This window comes from Maribacter taeanensis (assembly GCF_047345145.1).
GTDB lineage: Bacteria > Bacteroidota > Bacteroidia > Flavobacteriales > Flavobacteriaceae > Maribacter_C.
The window spans coordinates 116,936-135,349 of sequence record NZ_JBLFER010000007.1; the positions used below are offsets into that span (position 1 = coordinate 116,936).

Consider the following 18,414-nt stretch of genomic DNA (forward strand, 5'->3'; position numbering starts at 1 on the left):
CTTAGCGGATTTTTAAAGTCACTATAGTCGCAACGGCTAAAGCGATACCTACAATCCAAAAACGGGTAACGATTTTACTCTCGTGGTATCCCTTTTTCTGATAGTGATGATGCAAAGGAGCCATTAAAAAAATACGCTTTCCCTCACCCAATCTTTTCCTAGTGTACTTAAAATAACCTACCTGAATCATGACTGAAATTGTCTCCAAAAAGAATACTCCACATAACAGAGGGATCAATATTTCCTTTCTAAGGATAATTGCTATTACCGCGATAATACCACCAATCGTTAAACTTCCGGTATCACCCATAAATACTTGTGCAGGAAAAGCATTGTACCATAAAAACCCAACGAGCGCTCCAAGAAATGCAGTAACAAAAACCAATACTTCAGCCGCATTCGGGATGAACATGATATCTAAATATTCGGAAAAGAAAATATTACCTGAAACCAAGGTGAACACACCAAGAGTAAGCGCAATTATAGCAGAACTTCCGGCAGCGAGACCATCTATACCATCAGTCAAATTAGCGCCGTTCGAAACTGCAGTTACGATCAAAATGATGATAGGAATAAAAATCAGCCAAGCGTATTGCTTTGCTCCATCGCCTGCCCATGAAATAAGGTCACTATAATTGAATTCATTATTCTTGAAAAAAGGTACGGTAGTCATTGTGGATTTAATTTCCTCACCTTTTACCTCCTCTACTGTAAACTGCTCTGTGATCATTGTACGTGTATGTTCACGCATAGTCACTTCAGGGTGAAAATAAAGCGTTGCGCCAACAATCAACCCTAAACCTACTTGACCCAATACTTTAAAGCGCCCCTTAAGACCTTCCTTATTTTTACGAAATACTTTGATGTAGTCATCTGCAAAACCGATAATACCCATCCAGATTGTTGTTCCTATCAATAAAATGATGTAGATATTTTCAAGTTTGGCAAATAATAGCACTGGAATTAAAGTGGCAAGAATAATGATCAATCCTCCCATGGTTGGAGTACCCGCCTTTTGCTTTTGACCGTCTAACCCTAAATCACGGACTGTTTCGCCAATCTGTTTTTTCTGTAAAAAGAGGATGATACGTTTACCGTAAGCAGTAGCAATAATTAAAGAGAATAGAACAGCCATACCAGCGCGGAAAGTGGTAAACTGGAACAAGCCAGCCCCAGGCACTTGGTATTGGTTTTCTAAATATTCGAACAGATAGTATAACATCTAGTTTTCTCTTTATTTATTGAGACTTTTCAAAAAGTCTTTTACCATCTTAAAATCATCAAAATCAATGCGTTTGCCATTAGTCTCTTGATACGTTTCATGCCCTTTACCCGCTACCAGAATAATATCATTGGCAGAAGCAAGCTGACAAGCCGTTTTTATGGCTTGTTTTCTATTTTCTATGGATACTATTTTCTTGACATTCTGAGGTTCTACACCACCTTCCATCTCTTCAATAATTAGAGCGGGAGATTCCGTACGCGGATTATCAGAAGTAAAAATGGCAGTATTACTCATTTCGGAAGCGATATGACCCATAACCGGGCGCTTAGATCTGTCTCTATCGCCACCACACCCCACAACGGTGATGACGTTTTCATTTCCAGTTCTCAACGTGTTTATAGTTTCAAGCACGTTTTTTAGCGCATCCGGTGTATGGGCATAATCTACTATCGCTGTTACTTTTTCTTTTGATATAAAATATTGGAAGCGCCCATCGACGTTTTCCAATTCACTTAATAATCTTAATATTTCTAATTTGTCAAGACCTAACAACTCCGCTGTAGCATAAATAGCTAACATATTATAGGCATTGAAATGACCAATAAGTTTGGACCATAGCTCATTGTCGTCAATCTTTAGCAATTGTCCGTCAAACTGATTCTCTAAAATCTGCGCGCGGTAATCTGCATAATTTTTTAGTGCATAGGTTTTCTTTCTTGCCGGCGTATTTTGAAGCATCACAAGACCGTTCTTATCATCAATATTCGTTAGGGCAAAAGCCTTTTTAGATAAATCATCAAACAATTTCTTTTTGGTATCTCGGTACTCCGCAAAAGTCTTATGGTAATCTAAATGATCATGTGATAAATTTGTAAAAATCGCTCCCTCAAATACCAATCCTTCGGTTCTTTTTTGATGAATACCGTGTGAGCTTACTTCCATAAAGCAAAACTCGACACCTGCATCGTTCATGAGTTTCAAATGGTTATTAATAACCAAAGCATCAGGAGTAGTATGACTTGTTGCGTACTCGGCATTATCAACCATTATTTTAATAGTTGAGATCAAACCAACCTTGTACCCAGCCTTTTTAAACAATTGATATAAAAGGCTACTTACTGTCGTTTTTCCATTCGTACCAGTTATACCAACTAGTTTTAGATTTTTGGAGGGATTATCATAATAATTGGACGCCATGATTGCCAATGCCTTATTACAATCATCAACTTCTACATAGGTAATTTCATTAATAAGCTGTTCAGGAAGCTCTTCACAAACAATTGCTTTAGCACCAGAATTAATTGCTTTTTCAATGTATTTGTGTCCATCAGTAATAGTTCCTCTAACGGCAATAAAGACATCATCCATTTTGACTTTTCTAGAGTCAAAGTGAACGTCATTGACCATCACATTTGTCGAGCCACTTACTGCTCGCAGGCCAACTGCATATAATATGTCTTTCAACAACTTCATGAAAGTTCGAGTACTATTTTTTGCGATTTAGTAATATCTGTTCCGTGAGAAACAGATTGTTTTTTGACTTTTCCGTTTCCTTTAATCTCTACCTGTAGGCCTAAATTTTCTAAAATGGAGACAGCATCCATTCCACTCATTCCTTTTACATTAGGCACTTTATTATATTTCTTCTGAGCTTCAGCATAATACTTCTGATAAGCATCATCTAGGCTTTCATATTTCGCTTCAAACATGTCCACTTCGTCAACCAAAGGAGAAGTAGCATAGACTTTTTGGGCGATTGATTTGAAAACAGGGCCAGAAACATCAGCACCGTAATATCCCACACTTTTATCGGGTTCGTGAATCACAACAATGCAAGAATATTTAGGCTCATCCGCTGGAAAATATCCTGAGAAAGTTGATATGTACTTTAATTTGTCTGGATCTTTGCTCACATAGTTTTTCTGCGCTGTACCCGTCTTACCGGCCATAGAGAAATTCGGAGAGTATAAACCATGACCTGTACCATGTTTCTTCTCTACCACATTCTTCAACATTTGTTGTACTTTCTTTGCAGTTTCCCTAGAACAAACCGCCGGATTGATAATTTCCTTTTCAAATTTTTGAATGGTTTTGTTCCACTCTTTTACCTCTTTAATCAGTCTAGGTTTTACCATCACACCATCGTTTGCAATGGCATTGTAAAACGTTAGTGTCTGCAATGGCGTCATCGAAACTTCATATCCGTGCGACATCCATGCGAGTGAAATTCCAGACCAACCTTTATCCCCAGGATATCTAATTACGGGAGTACCTTCCCCTTTAATAGGAAGGCCTAATTCCTCATGCAGATTCATACTCATCAATCGATTCACAAAACGAGAAGGTTTTTCTTTGTAACCATTGTGAATCATTTTCGCAAAAGCTGTATTTGACGAAAGCTCGAAGGCCTTTGCCGCGGAAATCTTACCATAACCGCCCCATTTGGAATCTCGAACTGTACGATCATAAATCCTCCACCTTCCCTTTTCTGTATCTAAAACTGAACTGGTATCAATCACCTTATCCTCTAAAGCGGCAACCATGCTCATTAATTTGAAAGTAGAACCTGGCTCATGTGATTCACCAATGGCATAGTTCAGTCTCTCATAATACTTGCCTTCTGCGGTTCTTCCTAAATTAGAAATAGCCTTCACTTCACCCGTTTCAGTCTCCATTACAATGACACAACCGTGATCAGCTTTGTATTTTTCTAATTGTCCGAGCAGTGCGTGATGCGCAATATCTTGAATGTTAATATCGATAGTTGAGATCAAATCGTAACCGTCTTTAGGCTCAACGATATTATCCCATCCGATAGGTTTCCATTGCCCTTTGGCTATCTTTTGCTTTAAACGTTTTCCTTCTACACCACGTAAATATTGTCCAAAAGCACGTTCTAAGCCTACACCACTATAGTATCCATTTTCATCAACATTTTCATAACCTACGCTGCGTTCTGCAATTTTTCCTAAGGGATGCTCTCTAACTGTTTTCTGCTCGATAATTAATCCTCCTTTATAAGGTCCTTTTTCAAATAAGGGGAACTTTTTCACATCCATGTATTCGGAATAGTCCAAATTCCGAGCGATTAAAGTGTATCGATTCTTGTTTTCTTTTGCTTTTCTAAGGATTTGCTGATAATGCGAGGCAGATTTTCCCAATAGCTCAGAAAGTTTAGCTGAAAGCGGCTTAATATTTTCCTTAAAATCTTCGTCTTTTACAGTAACTGCATCAAAACGAATGGTGTAACGAGAAACTGATGTAGCTAGCAAACTACCATCATCAGAAATTAGATTACCTCTATTCGGAGCAATCGTGAACACTTTTTCCGTGCGTTTCTCCGCTAAATCACGATACCTATCACCATCAACTACCTGAATACTAATCAGTTTAAAAACAACAGCGCAAGCAAATAGAAAGAGACCACCAGCCACTACATATAATCGGGTTAATATTTTTTTATCGCTTACTGCCACTATTCTATTTTCTTCGCTTTTACTTTAATTTTTTTTGGTGGTGTTTCTGACGGATACAATTCTTTTACCTGAAGCACCTCAGTTATTTTCGATTCTAATTTTAATTTTTGAACATCAGATCGCACATCAACAAACTCATTGGTGAGCTCTTTTACCTGTTCATTTAAGGCAGCTATTTGATGTACTTTTTTATCAGCACTATGAGAACTACCTATCATTACAGCCGCCAAAAAGGACACGAAAATGATAAACAGCCAGTTTTTGGGAGCATCACCACTCACCAAAAACTTACCTTTTAAAATGTCTAAAATTCCTTTTTTCATTACTAATTATTTTATTGTCATTCCCGAGAAGTCGGGAATCTCTTCTTCAATTCAAACCCTCAGCTACACCTCCCTAAATCCCTCCTTATTAAGAGGGAAGTAATGTTATATGCGTTCTGCGATTCGCAACTTGGCACTTCTAGCTCTATTGTTCTTTTGTATTTCTTCTCGTGACGGAACTATTAATCCTCCTACCTTCTTAAAAGGAACATCTATATTTCCGTAAAAATCTTTTTCTGGCTCTCCTTCAAATAACCCAGCTCTTATAAAGCGTTTTACCAATCGATCTTCTAATGAATGGTAACTGATTGCACTTAATCGCCCTCCTTTATCTAATAAATCAGAAGTTTGCATCAAAAACTCCTCAATCACCACAATTTCTTGATTCACCTCAATTCGAATCGCCTGATAGATTTGCGCCAAAACTTTATGCTCTTTTGACTTGGGCAAAAATTGCCGCAATGCTTCTTTCAATTGTTCTGTGGTTTGAATCGGGCTTTGTTCCCTTTGCGCTATTATTGCATTAGCCATTGCACCACCACTTCTTAAATCGCCATATTTAAACAGAACATCTCTTAACTCTTCAAAGGCATAGTTGTTCACCACATCATGGGCAGACAACTGATTCTTTTTACTCATCCGCATATCTAAATCAGCATCAAAACGAGTAGAAAAACCCCGTTCTGCTATATCAAATTGATGAGATGAAACTCCAAAATCTGCTAAGATTCCGTCCACTTTCCGAATGCCATAGAACTTTAAAAATTGTTTGATGTATCTGAAATTCTCATTAATAAGGGTAAATCGATCATCATCAAGTGCATTTGCCAAAGCATCTTCATCTTGATCAAAGGCTATCAACTTGCCTTTATCACCCAAACGTTTCAAAATCTCTTTGGAATGGCCACCGCCCCCAAAGGTTACATCTACATATATTCCATCCTCTTTTACTGCAAGTCCATCAATCGACTCTTTCAATAAAACAGGATTATGATACATCAGTTTTGTTTTCTGAATTCTGACCTCCCATCACCTCTTCAGCTAGGGTTTCAAAATTTTCAGCTGTTTTCTCAATCACATTTTCATAGCTAGCCTTATCCCATATTTCAATGATATTGATGGCAGAACTCAATGTTATCTCTTTGGAAATACCTGCTATTGCAACCAAATTTTTTGGAATCAAAAGCCTTCCCGTACTATCAATTTCCACTTTTTTTACGCCTGCGGTAAAAACACGAATGAAGTCAGCATTCTTTTTAACAAAGCGATTTAGCTTATTAATCTCCTGCATTTGAATATTCCATTCAGACCTTGGCCACAACTCTAAACAAGCACCACTAATAGACCTCTTTATGATAAATCCCTCATTTAATACTGGAGAAAGCTGATTTTTTAGGGCAACAGGCAACATTACCCTACCTTTGGCATCGGCCTTGCAATCGTATGTTTCGTCGAAAAGAATCACTTAAAGGCTTGGTTTTCATTTAATAACTCAAATATATATATTTTATTACCACATTTTACCACATTTTACCACTTTGTTGATAAAAAAGCCATTTTTTAGATGAAGTGCACCTATTTGAGTCATAAAACATGTGCTTGAAAAATTCAATTTCAGGTTCGCTTTCTTGCTTTTAGCAAGAAAACGCCTATCTTTTCCGTTATCTAACCACGCCTGCTTATAAGAAGGTAAATTGTATATTTGCCTGCAGAGACAGAAGCACCCCTTGAATGGAAGAAAAAATTATTACTGAAGGAAAATTCAAGTATATTGAAATAGGGGAAGGAACCCCTATTGTCATTTTACACGGTCTCATGGGAGGCCTAAGTAATTTTCATGGTGTTACCGACCATTTTCCAAAAAAAGGATATAAGATTCTTATTCCTGAATTACCCATCTACGACATGCCCATGTTAAAGACCAATGTGAAGCAATTTGCAAAGTATTTGGAAAAATTCATTGAATTTAAGGGATTGAAAGATGTTATTCTTCTTGGAAATTCTTTGGGCGGTCATATTGGTTTACTACACACCAAACTTTATCCTGAAATGGTAAAAGCATTGGTTATCACGGGAAGCTCAGGCCTGTACGAAAGCGCCATGGGTGATGGCTATCCAAGAAGGGGTGATTATGAATTTATTAAAAAAAAGGCACAAGATGTTTTCTATGATCCAGCTGTAGCTACAAAAGAAATTGTGGATGAAGTTTTTGCAACTGTAAATGATCGTAGTAAGATTGTAAAAACCTTAGCAATTGCGAAAAGTGCTATTAGACATAATATGGCAGAAGATCTGCCCAAAATGACGACGCCAACTTGTATTATTTGGGGGGAAGATGATGGAGTTACGCCACCAGACGTTGCCGACTTATTTCACGAACTGCTGCCGGACTCTGATTTATTCTGGATGAAAAAATGTGGACACGCCCCTATGATGGAACATCCTGAAGAGTTTAATCAAATTCTAGATGCTTGGTTAGAAAAGCGTGGATTTTAAGAAGTTTTAGTCGTTTTTTCTCTTTACACAACACACAACTTAGCATATCGTGAAAATCAAATCTGCCCGCTTCGTGATGAGTAATTCGGATGTGACTAAATGTCCCTCTGAACCCTTACCAGAATACGCATTTATTGGTAGGTCGAATGTTGGCAAGTCTTCGCTTATAAACATGCTGATGGATCGTAAACACCTGGCAAAAACCTCAGGAAGACCAGGAAAAACGCAACTTATCAATCACTTTAAAGTCAACGATAATTGGTTCTTGGTAGATCTACCTGGCTACGGCTATGCGCGAGTTTCTAAAAAAGATAAAAACACATTTCAGAAATACATTACTAATTATTTTGAACAGCGAGAACAATTGGTCTGTTCCTTTGTTTTAGTAGATATCAGGCACGAGCCTCAAAAAGTAGATATGGAGTTTATGGAATGGATGGGCGAAAATGGAATTCCATTTTGCATCATCTTCACCAAAGCTGACAAATTGAAACCAAATGTCATCCTAAAAAATGTAGATGCTTATCTTCAAGAAATGATCAATGGTATTTGGGAAGAAGCTCCTCAGCATTTTATTACCTCTTCTTCAAAAAGCATTGGAAGAGATGAATTATTGAATTTTATTCATGAAGTAAATAAAGGTTTTTCTAAAGAGAACGCTCTTTAATCAAACCAATCAACTCCTCGGCATTCTTTGCCTTATCTAGCTCCTCGGTCTTTACAAAAATTTCCAACCCATCATTCGTTTCAGCCAAAACTATTGGAAAAGTAAACTTATATCCGAATTTTGAAGCGTAGGCCTTTGCAAATTCATCCTTATGTAAAAATTCCATTTGTAAATTGGTTTCCTTTCTGTACTTCTTCCAAACCGAATTCTCTGTAAAAGCACCATAGGTAATATCGCAGAGACTGCACTCATAGGTATCAGGACTAAAGATTTTATGTGCACTATCCATAATCATATTTCGAATTCCTGAATCGGCATTGTAGATAAAAATGAGTTTTTGCAATTTGGTATCCTTCATTTTTGAAAGGTAAAGCTATATATTTATGATAAAGTGGGTTAAACCATTTTATTCGATAATCGAAATTTAAAATGCTCCAACGCTTGCGTTGAAATCAGAGTTAATTTTCTTTTTAATGCCTTGCGGGCTTGCCCCGAGGTTATTTCTATTTAAAAACTATTTATGTCGCTCAAAAACATCAATCTTCTCCTCTTTTTAATCTTGTTTCAATTACAGTGTAAGTCACAGAAAGTGGACTTAGCTTACACCTCTGAAATTCTGAAAATAATACCCGTATCTGAAAACGTCTTCCGACATGTTTCCTACTTGGAAACTAAAGATTTTGGCAAGGTAGCCTGCAATGGTCTCATTTTCATAAAGAATAATGAAGCAGTAGTATTTGACACGCCAACCCATGACAAAGAATCAGAGGAACTATTAGCGTGGCTGACCAATGAAAAAAAAGCAACTGTAAAAGCAGTTGTAGTTAATCATTTTCACATTGATTGTTTAGGGGGACTTGCTGCTTTTCACAATCATAATATTCCTTCTTATGCCAATGAAAAAACCATAGAACTGGCTAAAAAGGATAACGCAAACATCCCACAAGAAGGTTTCAAACTTCAGAACGAATTGGAAATAGGTGGCGCTACAATTATGAATAAACATTTTGGAGAAGCGCATACGAAAGACAACATCATAAGTTACATTCCAAGTGAGGAACTGATTTATGGCGGTTGCATGGTAAAAACGGTAAATGCTTCAAAAGGAAATCTTGAAGATGCCAATGTTATGGAATGGAGCAATACAATTCAAAACATAAAAAAGAATTTCCCCAATTTAAAGATGGTTGTACCTGGTCATGGTAAGCCTGGCGGAATAGAACTCTTAGATTACACTGAAGAACTCTTTAAAACCAATTGACATGAAAAATACCTTGCTGTGTATTTTAACATTATCCCTATTAATAGGATGTAACGAAAGGTCCGAAAACCCAAAGGAACAAACACCGCCTGTTCTAGCTCCTTTTGATGATGTAGACACCTTGGCGATTAATGATTGGTGGAACCGAGCCGACAACCCTATTATTAATTTGAAAGTTGATAGAGATAGTGTTGTTGCCTTTGGGATTTATACCGTTTCCAATCAAACCTTAAAGCTATCTGCGCAGTTATATCCCTTATACCCTGATGAATCTCGTGAAGTTCGATTAGAAATTAAGAAAGACGGAGAGTGGGAAGAAATCCAGAAACAACAAATCAATGATATTGGCTGGTCTGCACTTTTTCGAATAGAAAATTGGGATGATACTCGTGACACGAAATACCGCCTTCGCCATGGAGAAAATGCATACTTCGATGGCACGATTCGAAAAGACCCAAAAACAAAAAATGAAATAAGTCTAGCTGCACTTTCCTGTAATTCTAATCAAGACCGTGGTATGCGCGAAAATTATGTGCGGAATATTAATCATCAAAATCCCGATTTGATGTTTTTTGCTGGTGACCAATCTTATGATCATACGGAACATACAGCAGCATGGCTGAAATTCGGACTACAGTTTCGCGAAACCTTTCGGCATCGCCCAGCAATTACAATTCCTGATGATCACGATATAGGGCAAGGAAACCTTTGGGGAGAAAATGGAAAATTATCTGTTACCAAAGGTAGTCCAGATGGTGGCTATCGTTATCATACCGAATATGTAAAAATGGTCGAACGTTGTCAAACCGCTCACCTACCCGACCCTTATGATCCCACTCCTATTGAACGTGGTATTAGCGTTTATTATACTAATCTTCTTCTAGGGGGAATTGACTTTGCCATTCTCGAAGACCGGAAATTCAAATCTGGGCCAGAAGGAAAGATTCCACAACAAGGCCCAAGACCAGACCACATTCGAAATCCTGAATACGACCCTGCCTCAATAGATTTACCGGGACTTACTTTATTAGGAGACCGTCAATTGCAATTTTTAGAGCATTGGGGAGATACCAACAAAGAGAATATCAAGGTGGTACTTTCTCAAACTGGTTTCTGTGGCGGGGCTCATATTCATGGTAGTTTAGATAATCGACTCCATGCGGACTTAGATAGTAACGGATGGCCACAAACAGGTCGAAAAAAGGCTTTAAAACTTATTCAAAAAGCTGGTGCAGTTCATATCGCCGGAGATCAACATTTGGCAACAGTTATCAAACAAGGTATCAATGTATTTGGTGATGGTCCTTGGGCTTTCGTCGTACCTGCAATAGTAAATGATTACTATAGCAGATGGTGGTGGCCAGAAGATGAGAAAGCTGGAGCCAACCCTAATAAAAATACATTCCTACCTTGGACAGGTGACTATCTTGATGGATTCAATAATAAAATTAGTGTGATGACTTATGTGAACCCAGAAAGCCCTTCGAAAGGAAGTGGTTATGGTTTGATTCGTTTCAACAAAACAACTAAGGAAACTACTTTTGAGTGCTGGCCTCGGTATGTCGATGTCACCAAAGAGGGTGCAAAACAGTTTGATGGGTGGCCGATTACGGTGCAAATGGAATAAAATTGCCTATTTCAATTCCAACTTCTCAGCAAAGTAATCACAGAAATCTTTCATCTGGGCAGTCATCTTTTCATCGTGTGTAGCTTTCATAAACGTATCAGAAAGCGATACTAATGTCTGGTGAAAAAAGATTTTCATCTCATCAACAGGCATGTCTTTTGTCCACAAATCGATTTTCAAAGACTCTTTATTTTTACTATCCCAAACGGATAAGAGCATGGCTTTGGCCTCTTCATTGTCGACACCGCCATCCTGAGCAGACCAGTTAAGAGTTTCTGGCACTCTGTTTTCGTCTAAACCAACAGTTAATGTAATTTCTGAAGTATGTAAGTCTGCCATGTTAATTTCGGGGTTTATAGTTTGCTTTTTTAAAGATTTCCTCGGCTGATATATTCACCAATTGTTGAAGGGTAATCTCATTTTTATCCATAAAGGCACGAACAATCTGCCATCCTATATATTGACCTAAGCGACCTGGTGATTCATTGTCTAATTCCAGTCCGAATTTTGAAAAGGGTGCTGGATCTATGAATCGTTGTCTTAAATTAAGGTCTGTACTGTATAAATGCTCTTGTTCGATAAAATTTCGCCAAATAGGTTCCTCATTCGCAGCTGCCCAATCAAGCTGATCTTTCGAATATCCCATTTTAATGACATCATCAGCATTGGGTAATAGTTTGTCCTTTATATATAGGATCTTTCCGTAGTAAATCATATCAGCTAAAAAAGTACGATCACTCAAACGCGGTACTACTTTACGCGCAAAGTTATCAGCCACATCGCTTATCATAAACTTTCTATCCAGCTCAGCTGAAATATATTCCTGAATACCCACATAAAACTTATGATCAGCACCCAAATAATTATCCAAACCCAGTAGCAGTAAAGTGTCGGCAAGGATCACTCTACTGTTATATTGTACTTCTGAAGTCAATGTAATGACTTTGGGTACCTTAAATTCTGGATAATAATATTTAATATGTTGAAAAAGGGCTGTTAAATCTTGTGTTTCCTCCTCAAAATCGGGAAAGGACTTACCAACTTCATCGAAAAGTTCAATCTGAATAGTATCCTTTAGTTTAGCTTCCCAAACACTATCTGGATATTGATTAGGAAATAAATAGGGGTACGTGCTTTTTAATTCAGGAAGGTCTTCTGATTTAGCCTTTGCAAATTCTCGATCAAATCTTGAAACATCTACCTTGACAGGAATTTTTGCTATTTCAGCTTCAATTTTGTCAGTATCATTACATCCAAAAATAACTAAAGCCATTATCAAAACAATAAAAATAGGTCTTCTCATAGAAAGTAATTTCCGTAACATTTTAATATTAGACTAGTTCGGTTTATTTTTAGGCACAAAGTTAATCGTTTATATAAAGAACTAATACATGCAAACTGAAAAAGTAGTAGATCATATCGTGAATTGGCTAAAAGACTATGCGGTAAATGCAAGTATAAAAGGTTTTACCATAGGTATATCTGGTGGAATTGATTCAGCAGTAACTTCTACGCTCTGCGCTAAAACTGGCCTTGATCTTTTATGTTTGGAAATGCCTATTCATCAAGCTCCAAATCAAGAGAACCGAGCTTCTAAACACATAGAATGGTTACAATCAAATTTCGCCAATGTAGCGCGTCAACCTGTAAACTTGACACCAGTTTTCGATAGTTTAGTTGCGAATCTTCCTACAGTTGAGAATGAAGAAAGTCGATTTATGTCATTAGCAAATACCCGAGCACGATTAAGAATGACTACTTTATATTATTTTGCGGCATTAAACGGATACTTGGTTGCCGGTACAGGAAATAAAGTTGAAGATTTTGGGGTGGGATTTTATACGAAATATGGTGATGGAGGTGTGGATTTGAGCCCTATTGCGGATTTATACAAATCTCAAGTTTATGCAATCGCAAAATTTTTAGGAGTTAACAAAGACATACAAGAAGCTGCCCCCACCGACGGTCTTTGGGGAGATGACCGAACTGACGAAGATCAAATTGGAGCATCATATCCAGAACTGGAATGGGCCATGGAAATGGATGATCAAGGAAAGGGTATTGATGATTTTGAGGGTCGTAAAAAAGAGGTTTTTATAATTTACAAAAGATTTAATTCTGCCAATAAGCATAAGATGATTCCGATACCAATTTGTAAGATTCCAAGTACTCTAATTTAGCATTTTGACCTAAATACTTGTAATTAAGACGAATAAAATCACAAAAATTGCGTTATCTGTAAAAAAAAATAAACTTTTGTTCCCGAATTAGATAATTAAGCCTTACATTGCGTGTCAGTAATTATAGACAGACCGAGCAACCAAGGTTTTTTGTCCCAAAAACATAATCAAAAATGATTAAAGTACTAATTGCAGACAACCACCCAATCATTAGGATGGGGGTTAAACACGTATTGGATTCCGCAAACGGTTTTCAGGTCGTGGACGCTGTTTCAAACACAGTGGAATTATTTGAGCGTTTGGAAAAAGTAACTCCAGACGTTGTTATGTTAGAAATGGATATTCCAGAAATTAATGGAATCGCCACTCTACGAAAAATCAAGAAAGAGTATCCAGACATTAAAGTCTTAATGTACAGTGGACAATCGGAAGATGTCTATGCATTAAGTACTATTAGAGCGGGTGCTTTTGGTTACTTATCTAAAGCTTCTGATATTGATTATATCATTTCAGCGGTAAAAAAGGTAAGTGAAGGTAACATGTTCATTACAAATGAACTTGCCCAGCGTTTAGCCTTCGATGAAGGAACGCAAAAACCTCGTCGATTCTTCAGAAAACTCTCTACAAGAGAAGTTGAAGTATTGAAATTGTTAGCCAGCGGAAAACGTAACAAAGATGTTGCCCTTGGCCTTAATTTAAACGAAAAGACTGTAAGCACCTACAAGGCACGTTTAATGAAGAAATTAAACGTTGACAACATGGTTGATCTCTTGCAGCAAGCCAAAGCTCTAGAATTGTACTAGAACCGGTTTATAAAAGTCTCATAAAAAAGCCTGGCATTTGCTGGGCTTTTTTATTTTATAAATTTTGATAACTAAGAAAGTACTCTATTTAATTTTCTATTCAGAAGTGTATTCAATTGCAAGTAGTTCATAATCTCTTCAAGTGTCTCGCGATTGTCTTCTTGTTTGTCTTGCGTAGCCTCTTGAAGTGCTAACATTCGCTTCTTAATCAAATAACAGCGTAAAGTCAATATGGTTTCACTTACTAATTGCGCAATTACCGTTTTCTTTTCCTTAGGATAGATGTCTTTGCGTGCCCAATCGTGCAGCATATATTTCTCTTCTTCCATCAAGATAGACGAAATCTCAGAAACCATTTCTTGATCTAGATTCGCCAAGAAGGTATTTACGGTAAAATCTTCTTTCTCATTCAGCTCTTCAATTAACTTTTGATAAATATTTCGGAATCTATCATTGGTTAATTCAATTTCATCATCCTGAAGATCTAAATAAATTTTCTCGTAAACCTTAATTTCTAAAGATGCAGGCTCTAAAACCAAATCGCCCTCTTCATTTTCCTTTAACACCAAATCTTCAAACTGCTGTTCCTCTTTTCCATATAACAAGAGAATTTCAATAATCTTCCGTTCCAACTCATATTGTACGTCTACCTTTTCAACCGCTACTTCATTCTTTACTACATCAAAGGCCTTTTGTTCTTGTTTTACTTTTTTTGAAGCGTCAGCTATGTCCTTTTTTCCAATTTGAGCGAGGGTACTAAAAAGAACTCCCTCAGAGACATTCATAATATTAGCACACTCCTGGATATAAATTTCCCGCTTTATTGCATCTGGTATCTTGGCAATACTATTCACGATATCACGAACCGTATCTGCTCGTTTTATAGGATCATCGGCGGCTTCCTCGGCCAGTAAATTTGCCTTGAACTGAATAAAATCTTTAGAGTTCGCATTGAGATATTCTAAAACTTCTTCTAAATCATTGTTCTTTGAAAAACTATCGGGGTCTTCTCCTTCAGGAAAGGTACAGACCTTAACATTCATGCCCTGTTCTAGTATTAAATCGATTCCCCGAAGTGAGGCTCTTAATCCCGCAGCATCTCCGTCAAAGAGAACTGTAATGTTTTTAGTTAGTCGATTGACGAGTCGAATTTGTTCTGGAGTTAAGGCAGTTCCACTTGAAGCCACAACATTTTGAATTCCGCGTTGGTGAAATTGAATGACATCAGTATATCCTTCTACCAAGTAACAATTGTCTTCTTTGGCAATCGATTGTTTTGCATAATAGATGCCATAGAGCACTTTACTTTTATGGTAAATATCACTCTCAGGGGAGTTTAAATACTTCGCTACTTTTTTATCATTCGTCAAAATTCGCCCACCAAAACCTAAAACTCTCCCACTCATCGAATGAATTGGAAACATCACTCTGGCTTTAAAGCGGTCAAACTTTTTCGAATTATTAGGATTAGAAATATCTTCCTTAACAATGGTTAATCCTGTTTTTTCTAGATAATTGAGCTGATAGCCATTTTCTAACGCAGCCATTGTAAATCCATCCCATTGATCTAGGCAGTAGCCTAAATGAAATTTTTTGATGGTCTCATCGGTAAAACCCCTTTCCTTGAAATAGCTCAGTCCGATTGCCTTGCCCAATTCACTTTCCCATAAAACATCTGAAAAGTACTTCTGTGCATATTCAGAAACCAAATACATACTTTCACGTTCATTAGCTTCCTGCTTCTGTTCATCTGTACGTTCGGTTTCTTCTACCTCAATATTGTATTTCTTCGCAAGGTATTTTATAGCTTCCGGATAGGTGAAGTGCTCATGTTCCATTAAGAAAGCGACAACATTTCCACCTTTTCCGCTACTGAAATCTTTCCAAATTTGTTTTACCGGAGATACCATAAAACTCGGAGAGCGTTCATCCGTAAAAGGGCTCAAACCTTTAAAGTTAGATCCTGATTTTTTCAATTGTACAAAATCCCCTATCACCTCTTCTAGGCGGGCTGTTTCATATACTTGGTCTATCGTAGATTTTGAAATCAAATCAGTCTCCTTCTCTATTAATTAATACAATTATCAGTGTCAGTAAATATAAGGTAAAATGAATCCTTGTAAAAACCCCATATCCCCATTTTCAGGGAGTACTTTTTCGCTAGCGATAGGGTAAAATTAGCGCCCAAACTGCCGCAACTTTGTATCGAAGAATTACGAACCCTTTTAATAACCTAAAAACAAAAAATTATGATCTGGGGAATTACATTGATCTTATTAAGCATTATCGCAGTACCATCTTTAATACTGTCGAAAAAACCAAACGCAAAAGAACTATTAGAAAAAATAGAGCCCTATCAAGGCTGGATTGGCCTCGTTTTTTGCTTCTGGGGCCTTTGGGGAATTATTACTGCCGTTCTGAACCTAAACTGGCTTAGTAGTGCTCCTATTTGGTGGATCACTTTATTAGCAGGAAATGTCGTGTCAGCAGCTCTTGGTTTCATGTTGGGTTCAGGTTTAATTAACAAAATATTCTTGTCTAAAAACGAAGCGGCCAAGGCAAAAGCTGAAGAATTAAGACAAAAAATAGCGCCTAAGCAAGGTAAATTAGGTATTGTTGGTATAGTGGTAGGTATTTGGATGATAGTCGCTTCATTTATGTGGACAGTAGCATAAGTTTCCCTTAAATAAAGCGTTAGAATTTTAACTGATAACCTTAAGTCCAAACCTTGAAATAGTTCAGTTTGGAAAATCAAAACAACAATTAAAAAATATCACAAATGAAAAAATTAGCAGCAAGTTTAGTAATGTTTCTTATAACAATGACAGCAATGGCTCAAAATTATCAAAACAATATTACCGTAAATGGGGTGCACTCTTATAGCATCAACCCCGAATATTCTAGCAAAATGATTGTTAGTCTTAACAATGTCTATTACGACTCGCAGACCATGAGTATGTCTGAGGTCAAATCAGGATATTTCGATAAGTTGGCGAAAGTTGGTATTAGTAGTGACCGTCTTACTGAAGATAATTTACACTATGCCCTTCTAGGATACGAAAAAGAGGGGACGATTATTGTCTTCAAAACGAACTCTTTAGAAGAAATGCAGAAGTTTCTAAATGTGAAATCAATCGGAGTAACACGTTCAGACACAACTTTAGAAATGGAATTGACCGACGCTCAAATGGCAGACTACGCTAAGGCCGCCTTTGAAAACGCCAAAACAAAAGCCGATGCAATAGCAGCAAAAATTGGAAGAACAACCGGAAAAGCTATTTACTTAAGTGACACCAACACCAAAAAAATATCAGAATCAATGTATTATAGCAGTGTCAAAGATAAAAGAGATTATTACATATCTGTTTCCTTTGAATTGCAATAACAAATTTTAGTTGGTTGTTTATGGAAAACCCTGTGAATCATTAATTTGACTAACGGGGTTTTCCTTTTCAAAACACTAATCAAAAAAGATATTTATATCATATGAGAACTGGCATTAATCTTTTTTTTCTTTTTGGGTGTACTTTTTGGATGCTCTTGAACTGTGGACAAAACAAATCAACTGATAAGAAAAGACTAGCCATAGCAGAAGTTTCACAGAAAATCGATACTACGGGAAACACAATTGTGACAAGATTCCAAGTACCTGAAGGCTTTGATAGGATTTCCGCAGATAGTAATTCATTTTCTTCTTATTTAAGAAATCTTCCCTTAAAACCAGCTGGTTCTTTAGTCACCTATTTTAACGGAGATGTCAAACCAAATCAAAACGTCTACGATGCCGTTGTAGATTTACCCATTGGTAAACGAGACCTTCACCAATGTGCCGACGCTGTTATGCGTTTGCGAGCGGATTATCTTTTTCAAAACAAAAAGTATGACAGCATACATTTTAATTTCATAAATGGATTCAAAGCTGATTACGCAAATTGGCGCAAAGGAAAACGAATTCTAGTCAAAGGAAATAAAGTCTCTTGGAAACAGAATTCACAAGCCTCAGATTCAGCGAAGGATTTCTGGAAATATCTCGAAATGGTTTTTAGTTATGCGGGGACCGCATCTTTGGAAAAAGAAATGAAATCAATTTCATTGGCTGAAATGCGAATAGGTGATGTCTTTATTAAAGGTGGATTTCCCGGTCATGCGTTAATCGTAGTAGATATGGCACATAAAAAAGATACAAATGAAAAAATATTTCTTTTGGCACAAAGTTATATGCCTGCTCAAGAAATTCAGGTACTTAAAAACCCCAATAACACAGATTTGAGTCCATGGTATGGGGTTTCTGAAATTTCCAATAAATTACGTACTCCGGAGTGGACGTTTAAGAAGTCCGAATTGAAGCGGTTTTAG

General features: G+C 37.1%; 19 protein-coding genes. 9 read left to right on the forward strand and 10 right to left on the reverse strand.

Features of this window, described 5'->3' with window-relative positions:
- Nucleotide 1 precedes the first annotated feature (1 nt).
- The 6 genes from mraY to ACKWCD_RS18370 form a co-directional block, all read right to left on the reverse strand.
- On the reverse strand, nucleotides 2–1,222 hold the full coding sequence (gene mraY, locus ACKWCD_RS18345) for a phospho-N-acetylmuramoyl-pentapeptide-transferase (RefSeq protein ID WP_413985424.1): 1,221 nt from the start codon (nucleotides 1,220–1,222) through the stop codon (nucleotides 2–4).
- 12 nt (nucleotides 1,223–1,234) lie between these two features.
- On the reverse strand, nucleotides 1,235–2,698 hold the full coding sequence (locus tag ACKWCD_RS18350) for a UDP-N-acetylmuramoyl-L-alanyl-D-glutamate--2,6-diaminopimelate ligase (RefSeq protein ID WP_413985425.1): 1,464 nt from the start codon (nucleotides 2,696–2,698) through the stop codon (nucleotides 1,235–1,237).
- Nucleotides 2,695–4,701, reverse strand: coding sequence for a penicillin-binding protein (locus ACKWCD_RS18355; protein ID WP_413985426.1), 2,007 nt, complete (start codon nucleotides 4,699–4,701; stop codon nucleotides 2,695–2,697). The genes ACKWCD_RS18350 and ACKWCD_RS18355 overlap by 4 nt, the downstream gene beginning before the upstream one ends.
- Nucleotides 4,701–5,024 carry an FtsL-like putative cell division protein gene (locus tag ACKWCD_RS18360; protein WP_413985427.1) on the reverse strand — a complete coding sequence of 108 codons (324 nt, stop codon included), beginning with the start codon at nucleotides 5,022–5,024 and terminating at the stop codon, nucleotides 4,701–4,703. The genes ACKWCD_RS18355 and ACKWCD_RS18360 overlap by 1 nt, the downstream gene beginning before the upstream one ends.
- Before the next feature lie 105 nt (nucleotides 5,025–5,129).
- The gene (rsmH, locus tag ACKWCD_RS18365; protein ID WP_413985533.1) at nucleotides 5,130–6,026 is read right to left on the reverse strand and encodes a 16S rRNA (cytosine(1402)-N(4))-methyltransferase RsmH; all 897 of its coding nucleotides are present in this window, start codon (nucleotides 6,024–6,026) and stop codon (nucleotides 5,130–5,132) included.
- Nucleotides 6,013–6,489 carry a division/cell wall cluster transcriptional repressor MraZ gene (locus ACKWCD_RS18370; RefSeq protein WP_413985428.1) on the reverse strand — a complete coding sequence of 159 codons (477 nt, stop codon included), beginning with the start codon at nucleotides 6,487–6,489 and terminating at the stop codon, nucleotides 6,013–6,015. Before ACKWCD_RS18370 ends, rsmH begins: the two co-directional genes overlap by 14 nt.
- A gap of 266 nt (nucleotides 6,490–6,755) precedes the next feature.
- Between ACKWCD_RS18370 and ACKWCD_RS18375 the strand changes: the two genes are divergently transcribed.
- Both ACKWCD_RS18375 and yihA read left to right on the forward strand, forming a co-directional pair.
- Nucleotides 6,756–7,520 (forward strand): alpha/beta fold hydrolase, encoded by a 765-nt coding sequence (locus tag ACKWCD_RS18375; RefSeq protein ID WP_413985429.1) that lies wholly within the window; start codon nucleotides 6,756–6,758, stop codon nucleotides 7,518–7,520.
- 49 nt (nucleotides 7,521–7,569) lie between these two features.
- Nucleotides 7,570–8,187 carry a ribosome biogenesis GTP-binding protein YihA/YsxC gene (gene yihA, locus ACKWCD_RS18380; RefSeq protein WP_413985430.1) on the forward strand — a complete coding sequence of 206 codons (618 nt, stop codon included), beginning with the start codon at nucleotides 7,570–7,572 and terminating at the stop codon, nucleotides 8,185–8,187.
- On the opposite strand, the gene ACKWCD_RS18385 is transcribed toward yihA, so the two are convergent.
- Nucleotides 8,168–8,545, reverse strand: a complete 378-nt coding sequence (locus ACKWCD_RS18385) for a GTPase (RefSeq protein WP_413985431.1) — start codon at nucleotides 8,543–8,545, stop codon at nucleotides 8,168–8,170. The genes yihA and ACKWCD_RS18385 overlap by 20 nt on opposite strands.
- A gap of 162 nt (nucleotides 8,546–8,707) precedes the next feature.
- Here ACKWCD_RS18385 and bla point away from each other — a divergent pair, with 162 nt between their 5' ends.
- The gene (gene bla, locus ACKWCD_RS18390) at nucleotides 8,708–9,448 is read left to right on the forward strand and encodes a subclass B1 metallo-beta-lactamase (RefSeq protein WP_413985432.1); all 741 of its coding nucleotides are present in this window, start codon (nucleotides 8,708–8,710) and stop codon (nucleotides 9,446–9,448) included.
- A gap of 1 nt (nucleotide 9,449) precedes the next feature.
- Nucleotides 9,450–11,075, forward strand: a complete 1,626-nt coding sequence (locus ACKWCD_RS18395; RefSeq protein ID WP_413985433.1) for a metallophosphoesterase family protein — start codon at nucleotides 9,450–9,452, stop codon at nucleotides 11,073–11,075.
- Nucleotides 11,076–11,081: 6 nt separating this feature from the next.
- Here ACKWCD_RS18395 and gldC read toward each other — a convergent pair whose 3' ends face one another.
- Both gldC and gldB read right to left on the reverse strand, forming a co-directional pair.
- The gene (gene gldC / locus ACKWCD_RS18400) at nucleotides 11,082–11,414 is read right to left on the reverse strand and encodes a gliding motility protein GldC (protein WP_413985434.1); all 333 of its coding nucleotides are present in this window, start codon (nucleotides 11,412–11,414) and stop codon (nucleotides 11,082–11,084) included.
- Between the two features lies 1 nt (nucleotide 11,415).
- Nucleotides 11,416–12,378, reverse strand: a complete 963-nt coding sequence (gldB, locus tag ACKWCD_RS18405) for a gliding motility lipoprotein GldB (RefSeq protein WP_413985435.1) — start codon at nucleotides 12,376–12,378, stop codon at nucleotides 11,416–11,418.
- An 88-nt stretch (nucleotides 12,379–12,466) separates the two neighbouring features.
- Between gldB and nadE the strand changes: the two genes are divergently transcribed.
- The gene (nadE, locus tag ACKWCD_RS18410) at nucleotides 12,467–13,255 is read left to right on the forward strand and encodes an NAD(+) synthase (protein ID WP_413985436.1); all 789 of its coding nucleotides are present in this window, start codon (nucleotides 12,467–12,469) and stop codon (nucleotides 13,253–13,255) included.
- 173 nt (nucleotides 13,256–13,428) lie between these two features.
- A complete protein-coding gene (locus ACKWCD_RS18415; RefSeq protein ID WP_413985437.1) occupies nucleotides 13,429–14,058 on the forward strand; it encodes a response regulator in 630 nt (209 codons plus the stop codon).
- Nucleotides 14,059–14,129: 71 nt separating this feature from the next.
- On the opposite strand, the gene dnaG is transcribed toward ACKWCD_RS18415, so the two are convergent.
- The gene (gene dnaG / locus ACKWCD_RS18420; RefSeq protein WP_413985438.1) at nucleotides 14,130–16,109 is read right to left on the reverse strand and encodes a DNA primase; all 1,980 of its coding nucleotides are present in this window, start codon (nucleotides 16,107–16,109) and stop codon (nucleotides 14,130–14,132) included.
- A gap of 198 nt (nucleotides 16,110–16,307) precedes the next feature.
- Here dnaG and ACKWCD_RS18425 point away from each other — a divergent pair, with 198 nt between their 5' ends.
- From ACKWCD_RS18425 to ACKWCD_RS18435, 3 genes are all read left to right on the forward strand, one after another.
- Complete coding sequence (locus tag ACKWCD_RS18425; RefSeq protein ID WP_413985439.1) at nucleotides 16,308–16,733, forward strand: hypothetical protein; 426 nt, start codon at nucleotides 16,308–16,310, stop codon at nucleotides 16,731–16,733.
- 104 nt (nucleotides 16,734–16,837) lie between these two features.
- Entirely contained in the window at nucleotides 16,838–17,443 is a 606-nt protein-coding gene (locus ACKWCD_RS18430) for an SIMPL domain-containing protein (protein WP_413985440.1), read from the forward strand.
- Between the two features lie 101 nt (nucleotides 17,444–17,544).
- On the forward strand, nucleotides 17,545–18,414 hold the full coding sequence (locus ACKWCD_RS18435) for a DUF4846 domain-containing protein (RefSeq protein ID WP_413985441.1): 870 nt from the start codon (nucleotides 17,545–17,547) through the stop codon (nucleotides 18,412–18,414).

Bases quoted from the DNA above. Each gene is read 5' to 3' on its own strand.
- ACKWCD_RS18375 (WP_413985429.1), top strand. From the start codon at position 6,756: ATGGAAGAAAAAATTATTACTGAAGGAAAATTCAAGTATATTGAAATA.
- ACKWCD_RS18435 (WP_413985441.1), top strand. From the start codon at position 17,545: ATGAGAACTGGCATTAATCTTTTTTTTCTTTTTGGGTGTACTTTTTGG.
- ACKWCD_RS18395 (WP_413985433.1), top strand. From the start codon at position 9,450: ATGAAAAATACCTTGCTGTGTATTTTAACATTATCCCTATTAATAGGA.
- ACKWCD_RS18385 (WP_413985431.1), bottom strand. From the start codon at position 8,545: ATGAAGGATACCAAATTGCAAAAACTCATTTTTATCTACAATGCCGAT.
- ACKWCD_RS18425 (WP_413985439.1), top strand. From the start codon at position 16,308: ATGATCTGGGGAATTACATTGATCTTATTAAGCATTATCGCAGTACCA.
- ACKWCD_RS18360 (WP_413985427.1), bottom strand. From the start codon at position 5,024: ATGAAAAAAGGAATTTTAGACATTTTAAAAGGTAAGTTTTTGGTGAGT.
- ACKWCD_RS18415 (WP_413985437.1), top strand. From the start codon at position 13,429: ATGATTAAAGTACTAATTGCAGACAACCACCCAATCATTAGGATGGGG.
- ACKWCD_RS18430 (WP_413985440.1), top strand. From the start codon at position 16,838: ATGAAAAAATTAGCAGCAAGTTTAGTAATGTTTCTTATAACAATGACA.
- bla (WP_413985432.1), top strand. From the start codon at position 8,708: ATGTCGCTCAAAAACATCAATCTTCTCCTCTTTTTAATCTTGTTTCAA.
- gldC (WP_413985434.1), bottom strand. From the start codon at position 11,414: ATGGCAGACTTACATACTTCAGAAATTACATTAACTGTTGGTTTAGAC.
- nadE (WP_413985436.1), top strand. From the start codon at position 12,467: ATGCAAACTGAAAAAGTAGTAGATCATATCGTGAATTGGCTAAAAGAC.
- gldB (WP_413985435.1), bottom strand. From the start codon at position 12,378: ATGAGAAGACCTATTTTTATTGTTTTGATAATGGCTTTAGTTATTTTT.
- mraY (WP_413985424.1), bottom strand. From the start codon at position 1,222: ATGTTATACTATCTGTTCGAATATTTAGAAAACCAATACCAAGTGCCT.
- ACKWCD_RS18350 (WP_413985425.1), bottom strand. From the start codon at position 2,698: ATGAAGTTGTTGAAAGACATATTATATGCAGTTGGCCTGCGAGCAGTA.